This window comes from Nostoc sp. UIC 10607, from assembly GCF_047228265.1.
GTDB lineage: Bacteria > Cyanobacteriota > Cyanobacteriia > Cyanobacteriales > Nostocaceae > Nostoc > Nostoc foliaceum_A.
This window is the reverse complement of sequence record NZ_JBIQNW010000046.1, coordinates 35,096-49,527: the sequence shown is the minus strand read 5'-3', so window position 1 is coordinate 49,527 and position 14,432 is coordinate 35,096. Positions and strand designations below refer to the sequence as shown.

8 protein-coding genes and 2 pseudogenes are annotated in these 14,432 nt (G+C 41.2%); 3 read left to right on the top strand and 7 right to left on the bottom strand.

The features are described 5' to 3' along the window. The 4 genes and pseudogenes from ACEYW6_RS26935 to ACEYW6_RS26920 all read right to left on the bottom strand — a co-directional run. The coding region (locus tag ACEYW6_RS26935) for a hypothetical protein (RefSeq protein ID WP_412982163.1) at window positions 1-142 on the bottom strand (142 nt) is incomplete at its 3' end. Window positions 143-298: 156 nt separating this feature from the next. Further along, window positions 299-793 (bottom strand): GUN4 domain-containing protein, encoded by a 495-nt coding sequence (locus ACEYW6_RS26930; RefSeq protein WP_412982160.1) that lies wholly within the window; start codon window positions 791-793, stop codon window positions 299-301. Window positions 794-993: 200 nt separating this feature from the next. Then, window positions 994-1,970: pseudogene (locus ACEYW6_RS26925) on the bottom strand (diguanylate cyclase). Between the two features lie 468 nt (window positions 1,971-2,438). Next, complete coding sequence (locus tag ACEYW6_RS26920; protein ID WP_412982159.1) at window positions 2,439-2,609, bottom strand: tyrosine-type recombinase/integrase; 171 nt, start codon at window positions 2,607-2,609, stop codon at window positions 2,439-2,441. Between the two features lie 6 nt (window positions 2,610-2,615). Between ACEYW6_RS26920 and ACEYW6_RS26915 the strand changes: the two are divergent. Continuing rightward, a pseudogene (locus tag ACEYW6_RS26915) lies at window positions 2,616-3,380 on the top strand (ATP-binding protein); the annotation flags it as partial. A gap of 224 nt (window positions 3,381-3,604) precedes the next feature. On the opposite strand, the gene ACEYW6_RS26910 reads toward ACEYW6_RS26915, so the two are convergent. Continuing rightward, a complete protein-coding gene (locus ACEYW6_RS26910) occupies window positions 3,605-4,729 on the bottom strand; it encodes a hypothetical protein (protein ID WP_412982158.1) in 1,125 nt (374 codons plus the stop codon). A 48-nt stretch (window positions 4,730-4,777) separates the two neighbouring features. Continuing rightward, window positions 4,778-6,544: a multicopper oxidase family protein gene (locus ACEYW6_RS26905; RefSeq protein ID WP_412982157.1), complete on the bottom strand. Its 1,767-nt coding sequence runs from the start codon at window positions 6,542-6,544 to the stop codon at window positions 4,778-4,780. Between the two features lie 2,355 nt (window positions 6,545-8,899). Between ACEYW6_RS26905 and ACEYW6_RS26900 the strand changes: the two genes are divergently transcribed. Both ACEYW6_RS26900 and ACEYW6_RS26895 read left to right on the top strand, forming a co-directional pair. Beyond that, a complete protein-coding gene (locus ACEYW6_RS26900) occupies window positions 8,900-9,778 on the top strand; it encodes a hypothetical protein (RefSeq protein ID WP_412982156.1) in 879 nt (292 codons plus the stop codon). Between the two features lie 202 nt (window positions 9,779-9,980). Next, window positions 9,981-10,403, top strand: a complete 423-nt coding sequence (locus ACEYW6_RS26895; protein ID WP_412982155.1) for a hypothetical protein — start codon at window positions 9,981-9,983, stop codon at window positions 10,401-10,403. Between the two features lie 483 nt (window positions 10,404-10,886). Here the strand turns inward: ACEYW6_RS26895 and ACEYW6_RS26890 are convergent, their stop codons facing one another. Further along, the gene (locus ACEYW6_RS26890) at window positions 10,887-14,408 is read right to left on the bottom strand and encodes an NB-ARC domain-containing protein (RefSeq protein WP_412982154.1); all 3,522 of its coding nucleotides are present in this window, start codon (window positions 14,406-14,408) and stop codon (window positions 10,887-10,889) included. Window positions 14,409-14,432: the final 24 nt, after the last annotated feature.

Sequence of the window (14,432 nt, the reverse complement as noted above, 5' to 3'; positions counted from 1 at the left end):
TAGTATGAATAGAGACAATCCGAGTTGCATCACTTGGATCTAAGCGATCGCTTGCTGCTTTGCCTTCAAACCCAGGTCCTGCTGGATCTAAACCTACTATTTGAGCAAGAGAACGCTCTGTAGATTCACGGTAGAAAGAAATAATGTAATTAATTACTTTCTTACATTTGTATTTAATTACATAATTACATTATTGCAACTGTAACTCAGACTAAAAACCCTGCTTCTTGTGTGAAATATGAACGCTCACAAGATAGAAGTTGTTTTAACTGAAGATGGAACTCTGACGCTACAGGGCTTACCCTGAAATCTTACATCTGGACAGAGCTAATGTCAGGCAATAAATCACAGCAAAAACAGCAGGAGTAACTACTGCGGCAAAACGCCTGACACCAAACGGAAGATGTCCCTCTGGTGCTTCTAGGTCAAAGATGACATCCTCAAAACTTATCCACTTGTGTTTTGCTCTCCAGCCCACACGCTCACCGAAACTGAAAATAGTCTCATAATCAGCATTAGGATTACCACCTACACTTTCCCAAATACGCTTTTGGACACTGAAACCAAACCGCCCATTGCTGTATTTAACCCAAAGTTGGTCGAGCATTTTCAAGTCAGCACAAGGAAAGTATTTCACATGGTCATTGTCTAATATGTCTTGATCAACTCCATCTATATTAATCACCTCAAGCATTAAATCCATCGTTTCTTCATCTGCTTGTTGCCATTGCCCTACTGCTAGTAAATTCTGCAATTTTGTATAATCTACATTACTTAATTTTTGATTATTCATTTTGGGGATTATTAATACTATTGCCGGTTAATCTGGCGCTGAATGCTTGACTGTATCCGTTTTTAGCTCGATGTCGTTTAAACTCCTTTTACCGCCAAAGACCGCGATCACGCGTTGGGCTAATCTAGGGCTGAATGCCTTACAGCCTTTACTTTTGTCCCGATGTCGCCTAACTACTATTAACCGACATTCTCCCTCACTCAATAGATGCTAGAACTTCGCTTGGCACGTTTTTGCTGGTACATCAACTCATCTGCCTGCAATACGAGTTTTTCCAATGAAACATCTTCATTAATAACGCACTCTTGAACTCCAATACTCATTGATAGATGATAACTTCTACCTCGATTCTGATTAAAGAAATCAACGTTAGTTTGCAGGCGAGCAGTAATTACATTCGTATGATCTGAACATTTAGGAATGAATACGACAAACTCATCACCCCCCATCGAGCAATGATGTCAGAATTTCGATAAGTTTGACTTAGTAGCTCTGCTGCGTCAGCTATTACACGATCTCCAACTTCATGTCCAAACGTATCATTGATTTTCTTCAATCCATCTATATCTATAAATAAAAGACAACAGGACTTTTGTAGCCGATGGGCTAGTTTTAATTGCTGATCTGCAAAGAGAAAAAAGCCTCGTCGATTGTACAGTCCAGTTAACTCATCCGTTAGAGATAAGCGCCTAACTTCTGCCTCAACTTTTTGATGCTCCTCTATTTCTTTTTCTAGTGCAGAAGTTCGATTGCGGACTCTTTGTTCTAATTCATTATAAATCTGCACGTTTTCCATTGCGACAGCCGTTGTGTCTGCCAATGCCTGTAATAGCTTTACTTTTTCTCCCGTTAGCTGATGTAAGGTTGCCCAATATGTTCCAATTGCACCGATGGGGTTACACGCTCGGATTGGCACCATTGCCAAGCTTTTTACAAAAGTCGGTTGGTAAGCTGTAAATGGAATCCGTTCATCTCCATAAATATCACTAATCACAACGGGCTGACGGTTTCGCATTGTATGCCCACTAATGCAAATACTCATCGGGAAGCGTTGCCCTTTCCATAAGGGAGCGATCGCATCTTCATCTGCGTAATAACATTGATCTCCATCTCGTAGCACAAAACTAGCCCCATCTGCCCCAGTCAACTCACGCGCAGATTTTCGCACAATCTCCATAATTTGCTCTAGCGTCCGTGCTAGTGATAATGCTTGAACAACCTCAATTAAATGCTCCATCCCCTGAACATAAGATATTTCCGCTTTGACACCATTAGAGTCACAAACGATCGCAGGTGAAGCAGAGCTTTGAAAATTCATGCGCTGACACCGATAAAAAATGATCAAAAATTAGTTGAGACTGCGATCGGGATCACAATGTCCTCATTCTAAAAAATTTCCTATTTTATTCTATTAGAGATATTACGGATTTCTTTAATTATGTATCTAAAGAAAGGTTGCAAAACTATCTTGATATGTTATTAACACAGCCAAGAAGCGGCAATGAGTTCGCCGACTCAACACCTTTATCATCGACTCAAAACAAAATGATGGGGTATATGGGGAATAGGCGATCGCTTCCAGCGGGCAGGTACGCCATCGCGCTTTAGCCCTGCAATGTCTTGGGGTCGCTCTCAGCCAAGCTCATTACAAATCGCCCCAATCAAAATTCAGGAAGCGTCGAGCATTCAGCTTGGTATATTTCTCCGTGTGTTTGATATCGCGGTGTCCCAGGAAGTCTTGAATTTCCCTAGTGTTGTAACCCTGATTCACCAGATAGTAACCGCAAGCATGGCGTCGACTTCTCCTTATTTGCACCTTTGAGACATTTGTCGTAACCAAGCATGTCCGCGTCTAGATGAGTTAGCTCAACGAATTGAGCCATCTGCTAGTTGGAACGACTTGGTATTACCAGACAAAGAGCAGCAAATCCTGCACGAGATTGCTGCTCATGTAGCACAACGGGCAAAGGTGTATAAGAACTGGGGATTTGGCAGTAAAAGTGGGCGGGGACTAGGGATCAGTGCCTTATTTTCAGGGGCTAGCGGTACGGGTAAGACAACAGCAGCAGAGTTGTTAGCTAAGGAGTTGCGATTAGACCTTTATCGTATTGATCTAAGTTCAATTGTGAATAAATATATTGGCGAGACAGAGAAGAATCTGCGACGAGTATTTGATGCGGCGGAAACTGGTGGCGTGATTTTATTATTTGATGAAGCAGATGCTCTCTTTGGAAAGCGATCAGAAGTAAAAGACAGTCATGATCGCTATGCAAATATGGAGGTCAGTTACTTATTACAGCGCATAGAATCTTATCATGGTTTAGCGATTTTAACTACTAACTTGAAAAGTTCAATCGACCAAGCTTTCTTGCGCCGCCTCAGATTTGTTGTGCAATTCCCATTTCCAGATGCCAAGCAAAGAGCAGAGATTTGGCAGCGTGTTTTCCCCAGTCAAACACCGACTGAAGGGCTAGACTTCACCAAGTTAGCCCAACTGAGTGTCACAGGGGGTAATATCCGTAATATTGCTTTGAATGCAGCCTTTATTGCCGCAAATTCTGGCGAGTCATTGGGAATGAAACACATTGATTAATTTAATGTCACATAAGAAACATGAAGCTTACAAACGTAGTCTCCGACAAAAAATGAAACGGACTGGTATGGATAACGATTACATGATTCGAATTCTCAGTTCCGGTTTCATTGACTCTACATTAAATTCCTCTCAGCCCTTATGTCAAGCCTAATTGAGATGCTCTTACCCTGTTTAATTACCCAGTCGCCCAAAAATAGTCACCTTTATCTACGAAGCTACAAGATTTTTCTCCAGAATCTTAATAGGACTAAGGTACTAAAGCCCAATAAACCTAGCTCATTAGTGGGTTCAGGAACAGAGGTTAATTTAAAATTGTCAACTAAAAGTCCAGAATCAAAATCGTTATCTCCCACATCTATAACCCCAAGTCCTAAGGTGTATGTTGCTGTGGTGGGCAACTTTAAGGAAAAAGTGCCAAAACCAGTCTCTTGAAAAAAATCTGTCAGAGAAAATTCCGATGTGGTATCAGTTACATCAGCTAATTCTAATAATGAACTAACTGAATTATCTGAGGAACTGATTGAAACAAAAGAGAAGTCTGAAAAAGTAACTGGTGGTAAGACCTCATTGGTCAAGAAATTCCAATCAAAGCTCAAAATATCTCCAGATTTAGCTGTGAATTGTTGTTGAATAGCGGAGCCTTTAATCACTTCTTCTCCGTCAAAATTATTCAACGAATTATCTTCTAATACCAGAAATTTTTCTATAATTGAACCATCAAATGTAGCACCACCAGTTGACAATAAAGCTTGGAAATTTCCCTCTGTTGAACCACTACCAAATGTTGTGGTTTCAATACTAGTAGATCCTAGTGTTGTCCATCCCGTAAAATTGCCACTTTCAAAGCCACTGTTGGCCAGTGTTACATTCGTTGAAGGGCTGGGAAAAGGAAATGTTTTTAATGAGAATGTATATGAACCAGATTCAAAGTGGTCTCCTCTCAGGAAAATGTCTCTCAAACCAGATACGGCAAAGTTCAGGCTGCCGCTAGTGGGTATCTCTCCGGTTAGTATCGGTAGAACATTTCTATCAGATTGATCATCGTTGATTGCGATGATATTACCAAAATCATCCAACTGGCCTAGAAGTGGATCGAATGATTGTGAATCTACCTCTACAGTAAATAAATTTCCAGTATCCAAATTTGAAAAATTGTAAAAGTCAACGTTTTCATTTTCTAGTTGTCCTTCTACACTACTGATAGCAGATGAGAGAGTGTTTTCGGTAGTAAAATAATTATCAGTTTTGCTTAGGGATACTGCATAAACAGGTGAAACAATACCAAGAAAACAGACGGAAATAGAATAACTATTAATAGCTAGCGTGGAGAGTACTTTCATGAAATTTACCTCAAATTTTACTACTTGATTTATTGAATCAGTAGTGGTCTAAGCTATTACCTCGTAAGGCAACATCATCTCATTGTCCTCATGTCCAAGCATATGGCAGTGCCAAACGTAGGTTCCAACAAACGAGTTGCCGAACGGTAAGTTCTCTGCTGCTTGAGCTCCAAATGGAACGATCAGGCGGGTGACCTCATAGGGATTGACTAGTACTGTATCTTTCCATCCGGCTTCGTTTGCTGCTGGCGGTCTTGCCGGCCCGATCGCAAAAGACGTAGGATCAGGTGGTGGATAACCACCTGGCATCGTGGAGCCACCCATTCCATGACTTGAAATGACTGTACGAGGCCCGGTAGCATAGTATGCTTTGAGATACTTGGTGGGATTAATCTTTTGTCGATTCAATATCTGGAATGGGACTAGATGCAAGTGCATTGGGTGGGCAACAGGCTGAAGATTGATGATGTTCCACTGCTCCACGGTGTCCACTTTCGGCCGCTCCATGAGTTCCGGGTTTTTGAGTGGCTCATCCCAGTAGAGATAGTTCATCAACAATACAATCGGCCCATCTGGCCCTGCAATCTCTACCAGTGTCAGGAACCTTTGGCGTGTAGGTTTAACAACAATTGGTTTTATCGGTGGCTTATACAGTCGCAGTATATTAGGGACTGGCTTGGGAGCAGCAGCACCCGCGTTCACTGTGAATTGCATAATTTCGGGCAATTCGGGACTAAATATGATGAAATTTGCCCTGCCAAATGGATATGGTGAAATGGCATCATTTTCTAGGACAATTTTGTCTCCCGGCAGACTTTTGGAGAAATCGATCAACACATCAGCCCGTTCACCAGGAGAGAGCAGCAGACGGGATAAATACACCGGAGCATTGAGCATACCCTGGTCGGTACCGATTTGGATGATTGGCTGTTTTGATGACAGCTTGAGATTGTAAGTCCGTGCGCTTGAGCCATTGACAATCCGAAATCGGTATAAGGTACGGTCTACATTCAGATTCGGCCACGCTTTACCATTGACAGTAGCGACATCAACGACATACTCTACTAACCAGGGTGGCTGATTGGGGTGAGACACGGAGCCATCGCTGTTGAAAGAACGGTCTTGTATTACCAGCGGTATTTCATAGGGAGCGCCAGCTGGCAAGCCCAGTGGTCCATTGCCACCCACAGGATCGTCAATGTCCCTGATGAAGTAAAACCCAGCAAGACCGGCTAAGACATTCAAACCAGTAATTCCCATCGCATGATCGTGATACCACAGTGTGGCTGCTTCCTGATTGTTGTTGAAGTTGTACAGGTAAGTCTGCCCTGGTGTAAAGGTATCCTTTGGGTATCCATCACTTTTAGCTTCAGTGTTGCTACCATGCAGATGCAACGACATTCTTGGGCTGGTTTTGTCAGACTCTAGAGTACCATGCAACCCCGTGTCAACTGCTTGCAAAAACGGATGGTCTCCAACAACATTGTTAAATACGTTGATGCTAAGGGGTGTGTTTCTTGTAACTTCGATAGTTGGCCCAAGAATAGATAAACCACCATAAGCCAAGGTTGGTCCTGCCCCTAAGTTGCTGTGGAACGAGTGCGAACTCCGGGCGATGGTCAAAGTGCTGGGTGGAGAAGCTGCGAATGGGATGGGTAGAGGTTCGGTAAACTTTGTGATCTCCGCAGGGATGCTTGCATGAGTTCTATTTCCCTTAAGCATGGTAGTAGCAAGGAATGCTGTTCCACTAGCTGCACTTGCAAAGATAAACCGTCTTCTGGTTAATATTGGTACTTTTTTTGTATGGGGGTACATAATATAGGACTCAGATTTTATTTTTGAAAAAATACTAAGACTGAAAAGCCTGATTGATCAGAGTTTCATCTGAAATCCTGTCTTCAAAATAGGGAATAGGGAAAATAAATTTTCATTGCTCCAAGTGATTACAACTCATGGAGTCTCTTGAGGAATCAGGTAGGATTCCTCAAAAATGCCATTTTCTCAATAAGGTTCTATTTTTTCGCTATAAATACTACTAATTGAGAATACATGACATGATTTTTTTACCTTCCATATACGGTTAAAAAATAAGATGAACGAAAAATCTGATATCTGCGTTGAACACACATAGAATTTACGCATTGTACATAAGTAATATAGACAATTTGGTTATTTCAGCCATTTTTAGCATCCAGCGATATCTAAGACGGGCTACGCCTACGCAAATATAAATATGCGAAGAAATTAGGGTTATGCAAAGCGCTTGAAACAACCAAATACCCTAAAACACATTAGGGTTCATTTGTACAGTGCGTAAGTCACTACACAAACAAGGACTTTTGTGGATTTAGTTTTGTTAATTTTAGATGCGTTTGCCCTGTTAAAGGATAAAAGGCGTTTTCAGTTCGCACCTGATGTGAATTAGATTTGAATATAGTTTTCACTTTCAAAAAATTTTTGACCAGATAAGATCCTGATTTTAGGGAAAAACTTAGCAGAGATTTTCACAAGTTAGTAGCGAATTTTGGCGTTGCATCTGGACTCTGGGAGGGCAGGATGAAGCTGACAAAACAGATTCAGTAGAGGGCGTTGCTGAATTCGGGTATAAATTTATCTGATGCAGAGCAGCCACTGCCTTGAGCGGGTTAAGAAACTTTTACCCCTATGGGGAAGCAAGCTAGCAAGAGCGTCTCGCCTTTGCACAAGCAAGTAGCGTCGCGCAGAAACACAGAGAGTAAGAGTTTGAGATATCGAATTTTGAAATTTCATACTTCAATTCGGCAGCGTCCAGTATACTGAAAAACTTTCCAGAAGCCTGAAGAGTCATTCATTTTCTCTTGGGAATACAATCCTAAGAAATCAGCTTTGAATCTGGCTTTCAAGCACCTCTGTTTTGGATGGACTTTAAACAACCTCTTAAGTTAGTCCTTAAGTTATCGATCTTGATTTCACAAAATCTTGTACGACTGCAAGACTCAGTATCAACAAACTTCAGTTTATTTATCAAAGATTATGAATCGTATTATTCTATCTTATAAATGGTGAGTTCTACCCTTCAAAAAGGTCATTACATTCTTATATTAACGTTAACAAAACATTAATTATTCAAGGTCTGTTTGAGATTTACTAACTTTGCAGTTGAAGATTTGTTATTTTGCAATATCTTGAACAGCATAGATTTGCTTCGCAATGACGTAGCTAAAGTTGCAAAAAAATAAAATGTTTACAACTTACTTCCAGAAATTGTAAAGTTATGATAATATCAATAAGTGAGAGAGTACAAATCACAAACAAAGTTTACATCAACTTGAATTAAAATTTTAGTAGTTAAACCTCTTATGCTTAGTCTACAAAATTTTTTCAAGGTGGGAATAATCTCCTCAAAGTCCTCCTTTAATATGAGGATTTAGGAGAATCTAAAGTTTTGGATACCTCGGTTACCACTTTTAAAATAACCTCTAAGAAGCTTGAAAAGCTGTCCTGAAGCTCAGCTATTAATTTGCTGATTGCTGGAACATATTCTATCTTGCTATTGCAGATAAAGTTTGGTGTTCTAGACTTACTTGCAGATATGATGGCTAGTGCTTGCGGATATCAAAATTCGGGTATTGGTGATTAACAGTATGAATTCAGCAACACCAAAATCCTTATCAAGAATTAAAATTCGCCCGATTTTGGAGGTATCTAGGGAAAATAGAGCCATCAAAGTCTCATAGTCAGTAGTAAAGAACTTTTGGACTAAAGACTTTAAAAAAGTACTTTTTGACTTTTGGGCTAAAACCCTTAGAAAGCAGCTAAAGTACTTTTTCAACAATTTTAGAAACTACCTCACCAAGATTTGTTTTAGAGTATGTTTAAAAAGCCACAAAGTATATTACAATTCCCTCTCCAAAACTCTCACGCTAGTTGTTACAACGGGCGGAAAATAGGCAACGGACTGGCTCCCACACTTCTGAGAGGCTTTGAAACCTGCATTCCTTTGTAGGTCTCATAAAGTTGATCGGATAGGTTGGTTTTGGCTTCAGTTATACAAATGTTTGAAACTAACCAAAAATGCTTGTTGGAAGTCGATTTTAGCGATTATTGAGATAATTTACTAACAACTTGATTATTGCTGGGAATAAGTTTCTTTCATCCTATCTGTAATAACCACAACAGAGGAAGCTAATCATGCGTAATGACTTTTTAATTAATACTGAATCGGGCTGTATTCTGCTTGAGGATCTGGCGGTAAAAAGTAGCAACGGCAATAGAATCTCTCAACGTGGTTTTGTGGGAAGTGGCGATCGCACCACCTCAAACATAAGTCATGCAGACACCATAGCTAGAACCCAGAAGCTTTTAGATCGGGCGATCGCCTATGCTTGGCATACAGTCAGGAGCGATCGCAGACCATTTACCTTAACCTTTATGCAATGGGTATGGCAACTGGCAGGTTCTTACCATCTGACTCACTCCTACGTGCAACTTATAGAAGAAGCTTCTCGGCACTTTGCTGCATCCGGCCGCGAAAGTTTGGCACAATGGGCTGCACATAAAGCCACAGAAGAGGCTGGTCACGACCGACTCGCCTTACTCGACATCCAGTCGATGGGATACAACGCTCAGGGTGTAGTGAAAGCACTCATTCCCCCTAGTGCAATAGTTTTAGTGAATTACTTGGCTAGGAGTGTACAAGCTCTAGATCCAATCGGTTGCGTTGGCTATTCTTATACCCTGGAACGGATAGCGATAGGTATTAAAGAAAAGCATATCCGGTCGGTTGAGGGTTTGCTGCCACCAACCATCCGTGCTACCCGGTGTTTGCGAGTACATAGTAGTGTTGGTGGTGATGTGGAACATGTGGAGGAAACTGTTGAGATGGTTGCACAGCTGGCTTATGAAGAGCGCATCCGCGTGGCGATGGCCTGCTACGAAACTGCATTGCTGTACTTCAATCCTCTTGCGGAAGATTATATTTCAGAGGACGAACTGAAAGATATATTGAAACCGCTAGAGTTACGTAGTGATGTACAAGGGAAAGTTGACATTCACTCCTTCACTCGATAACCGAGGACAGTCTTAGGAAGGATACAGTACACCTCTGGGAAAAATATTTCTTAACATACTGAAATAGTTATAAAAGGGGTGTTTTTTGAGGTTTTTAAGTTGCTCAATCCCTTAGTATTTTGCATTTGTGCAAGAACTATACTGTGGGACAAATATTCCATGAATTGATTTACTTTTAACAATTTCATTGAGGATGCTATCCATGTTACCAACTAAACTATTTACTTACATTGCCTCTAGTTTGTTAGCAAATACCTTGATTGTTGAATCATTGCCGCCAGTATATGCTAAGTCATCTGAGACTACTAAATCTGGAAATCCTGTAGAGAGGCTAGCGCTTAATCCATCATCTGCAACATATACAGATAGTAGAACAGAAATTTACTCAACCCAATCCAACCAAGGCGAAGTAATTCCATCTCCCTTTACCTTTAATACTTCGGGTTTAATGACCACCACAACAATTACAGGTATGGGGCGACAATTTTTGATTCAAGATTTTGATAGTACACTTATGGAGAATGATATCGAAGTTTTAAATGCCATTGAACTTGATCTAGATAGTATTTTAGATACTGAGTTTGAACAAAAAGGCGTTATTTTAATTTCAAGGTGCTGCTTGTAGAATGAGCAGATAAAAAATGTGATTGGACAATTATGATGGCGATAGTGAAGCGCAGATCCCACTTGAATTTAATCGTGAAGCGGTAATTTTCCGATTATCAACTTTCCAAAATTTATCGCTCATGATTTTGAAAAAATCCCTACTTGATCGAATGAAACAGCCCTGCCTTTGGGGATTAGAGGCAGGGTCTACTCCATTAACTTGCAATACGCTGTAATTGAAACGTATTCGATTATGATAGGCTTTTTTGGCGTTGGATAAATGCGGGATGATTTTATGGGTTTTTCTTTGCGTCTTTGCGCCTTTGCGTGAGACATTCATCTCCTTATCGCTCTTCTATGACTCTGGAAAGAGAATAATCCAAGCGATTAGAAATCGCGGCTACACAAACAAAGTCCGCCTGCGCGGACTAACGCCAAAATAGGGTTTCAAATTTAATCTGACGAGAGTAATAAAAGAGCGTTATTCAACAACGCTGCTTTTTCAATCAACTGCTCCCAGCACTTTCAAAGTAGCAATAGTTGCTGTAGCTAAACCTGTAACACCGCTAATGTTCATTCGCTCGTAAGGTTTCTCTGCTTTCAGTATTTTTAAGCAATTACCTGTTGTTACATCCCATAGCCTAATTGTCTCATCTTCACCACTGCTAGCCAAAGTTCGATTATCAGGATTAAAAGCGATTGACCAAATCCTGCCTGTATGGCCTTGCAAGGTTCTGAAGCATTGACCCGTATTGACATCCCATAACTGAACTGTCAAATCCTGATTACAACAAGCTAATGTCCGGCTATCTGGACTAAAGGCAGCTAACTGTAACCAACCTGTATTTACCTGCAAAACGTTAAGGCATTCATTAGTGTAAACATTCCAAAATCTTATTGTCCCATCGGGACTAGTACTTGCCAGTAGCTTACCATCTAGACTGAAGGCAACTGACCAAACCCAAGCCTTATGCCCTTCCAACGCTTTTTTGCATTCACCAGTACTGACATCCCATAACTTCACTGTTTGATCATGACTACCACTAGCCAGCGTTCTACCATCTGGACTAAAGGCAACTGACCAAACCGCTGCACAATGTCCTTCGAGAGTTTTCAAAATTTGACTCGTACTTACATCCCACAACCTCAGAGTTTGATCTTCACTGCTGCTTGCCAGTCTTTGACCGTCAGGGGAAAAAGCAATTGACCAGACTAAAGCACGATGTCCCTGAAAAGTTTTGAGCCACTTACCTTCAGTGACATCCCATAACCTCACCGTTTGATCTTCGCTACCACTAGCGAGCATTTGACCATCAGGGGAAAAAGCAACTGACCAAACCGCTGCATGATGCCCCTGGAGTGTTCTCAAAACTTGACCTGTACTGACATTCCACAACCTCACTGAAGAGTTGTGACTGCTACTAGCGAGCGTTTGACCGTCAGGACTAAAGGCGACTGAAAGTATCTGATCAGTATATCCTTGGAACGTTTTGAAGCATTGACCAGTGTGAACACTCCATAGCCTTGCTGTTTGATCGTAACTGCCACTAGCCAGAAGATCACCCTGTGGACTAAAGGCGACGGAATATACCCAACTGGAATGTCCCTGAAAAGTTTTTTTGCATTCACCAGTACTGACATCCCACAACTTCACAGTTTGGTCATGACTGCCACTAGCCAAGAGATCGCCTTGAGGATTAAAGGCAACAGAATATACTTCATTGGAATGTCCCTCAAACGTTTTGAGACATTCACCAGTACGGACGCTCCATAACTTCACAGTTTGGTCTTCACTGCTACTCGCCACCATTTGTCCATCTGGACTGACAGCAATTGCCCGTATGCCATCACGGTGTCCTTGGAACGTTTTGAGGCATTTATCGGTGTTGATATCCCACAACCTAACTGTTTCGTCATCACTGCCACTCAGCAACATCTGTCCATCTGGACTAAAAGCAACCGAGTGTACCCAACTTGTATGTCCCCGCAGAGTTTTAAGGCATTCACCAGTGGGGACACTCCATAACTTAATAGTCTGGTCATCACTGCCACTTACTAGCGTACTACCATCTCGACTGAAGGCTACTGACCAAACCTCACTATCATGTTCTTGCAAAGTGTGCAAGCATTGACCTGTCTCTACATCCCATAGCTTCACAGTGAAATCACCACTACTACTGGCAAAAATTCTACCATCTGAACTAAAAGCAAGTGATATGACCCAGCTATTATGGCTCTTGCAGATGAGGACTTGTCTACCATCCACAACCTGCCGCAAGTGAATATCACCATTAGTATCACCCAAAGCCAAAAGTTTGCCATCATGACTAAAGGCTACCGACATCACGCCGCCGAAGGTTTCAGCAAAAACAGACCGATCAAAATTGGCATTTTGAAAATTGACATCGTGCAATTTCATACACCGCAGGTCTACTTGCCAAATACTCAAATCAGAAAAATCATAGCCAGTGAGGTCAGTCCCCATATGGCAAAGCAGATTCAGGACATTGCCAGCTGTATAACTTTGTTCTAGGGGTGATGTTTGTCGGAGATTTGCCAAGATTTGGGTTAAGTGATATTCTACATTTTTTTTGCTTCTAAAAATACCAAGCAACCCATCTATAACTGGTTGGACAATTAGGCGAATTTGAATATCCCTTACGTAGTCTTTGGCCGTTGCCTTCATCAAGGCATGACACCTGAACAAATCAATATTCTCAGTGGCAATTTCTTCACAAACTTGATCTATCAATCGCTGAGTCACATACTCCATCACTACAGGTTGTAGCGTGAATAGCCCTGCGCTTTTTTCGATGAGCGATCGCCTCACCAAAGACTCCAAAGATTCTAGCAATTTTTGTGGCGGTATTTGTGATACGATATCTTCGCGTATTTTTGATAGCGAAATTGGCTCACGATTGATTGCTAGCCAATAAATTGCATCCTTTTCTAAATTTGACAACCGTGTAAACTGCTGCTCTAAAAGCTCATGAATATCACCAAAAACAATACTTTCTTGTTGTAAAAAATTCGATGTATCACCACAAAATACATCTTGAATAGTCGTAGCAACCACCTTCAAAGCCAAAGGATTGCCTGCATAACGCTCTACCAGTTGCCCAGATTCTGACTCAGAAGCAAAAACTCCCTTGACTTTTAAAATTTCTTGCCCATCCACCGCCTGCAAACCACCAAGAAGAAATGAACGTACACATAGCGTTTCTCCTTCTAATGCTGCTACTTCTTTCGGTTTTTCTCTACCTGTTAAAAGCAAGCAGCTTTGGTGAGTTACTTCTCCCACTCGTCTGAGCAGATCACCATATCCTTCATATCCTTCTCGGTAAAGTCCGGCTCGACTACCACTTTGCAGAATTGACTCGATATTATCTAATATTAAAAGACAGCGATGCTGCCGCAGATAATCAATCAGTCGGGATATTCTCTCACCTATACTTTCTGGTAAAGAAGCTTCTGTTTCTTGCTCATCGGATAAAAACTGGATCAGGCTAGCTAAAATATTTTTGATGGGCGGAGCTTCCCGCAGCGATCGCCATATGATACACTCAAAATTACCTTTAATCTGCTCCGTCACCTTAATAGCTAAAGCCGATTTACCGATTCCTCCCATTCCTAAAACTGCCACTAACTTGCAACGCTCCTGAACAACCAACTGTTCTAATGTAGCTATTTCTTTTGTTCGACCATAAAAATTTGAAACATTAGTCGCTTCTCCCCAATCTTGGTGGTGACATTGGTCGGAATTTGTATAACAATCTTTATCCAATTTGAGATTAAAAGCTTGGAAGAAAAGCTCAATTGTTCGTTTGTCAACTCCGTCTTCACGAGACAGCACCTTGGAGATTGTCGCAGTGTTTATTCCAATCCGCTCACTTAAATCTTCAAGGGTATACCTGTTTCCATAATTTTCGTTGAATTCGGCAGTAAGTTTAGCGCATTGAAGTTTTTGTAATCCTTCTAGAGTTAGAATAAGACCACGTTTACGTTTCTGCTTTGTAAGTTTCATTAAAGCCACCTTTGAAGCCATCAA

What these genes read in the sequence shown, in the direction of transcription:
- ACEYW6_RS26895 (WP_412982155.1), top strand. Translation starts at nt 9,981, where the DNA reads ATGTTACCAACTAAACTATTTACTTACATTGCCTCTAGTTTGTTAGCA.
- ACEYW6_RS26890 (WP_412982154.1), bottom strand. Translation starts at nt 14,408, where the DNA reads ATGAAACTTACAAAGCAGAAACGTAAACGTGGTCTTATTCTAACTCTA.
- ACEYW6_RS26900 (WP_412982156.1), top strand. Translation starts at nt 8,900, where the DNA reads ATGCGTAATGACTTTTTAATTAATACTGAATCGGGCTGTATTCTGCTT.
- ACEYW6_RS26905 (WP_412982157.1), bottom strand. Translation starts at nt 6,544, where the DNA reads ATGTACCCCCATACAAAAAAAGTACCAATATTAACCAGAAGACGGTTT.
- ACEYW6_RS26910 (WP_412982158.1), bottom strand. Translation starts at nt 4,729, where the DNA reads ATGAAAGTACTCTCCACGCTAGCTATTAATAGTTATTCTATTTCCGTC.
- ACEYW6_RS26930 (WP_412982160.1), bottom strand. Translation starts at nt 793, where the DNA reads ATGAATAATCAAAAATTAAGTAATGTAGATTATACAAAATTGCAGAAT.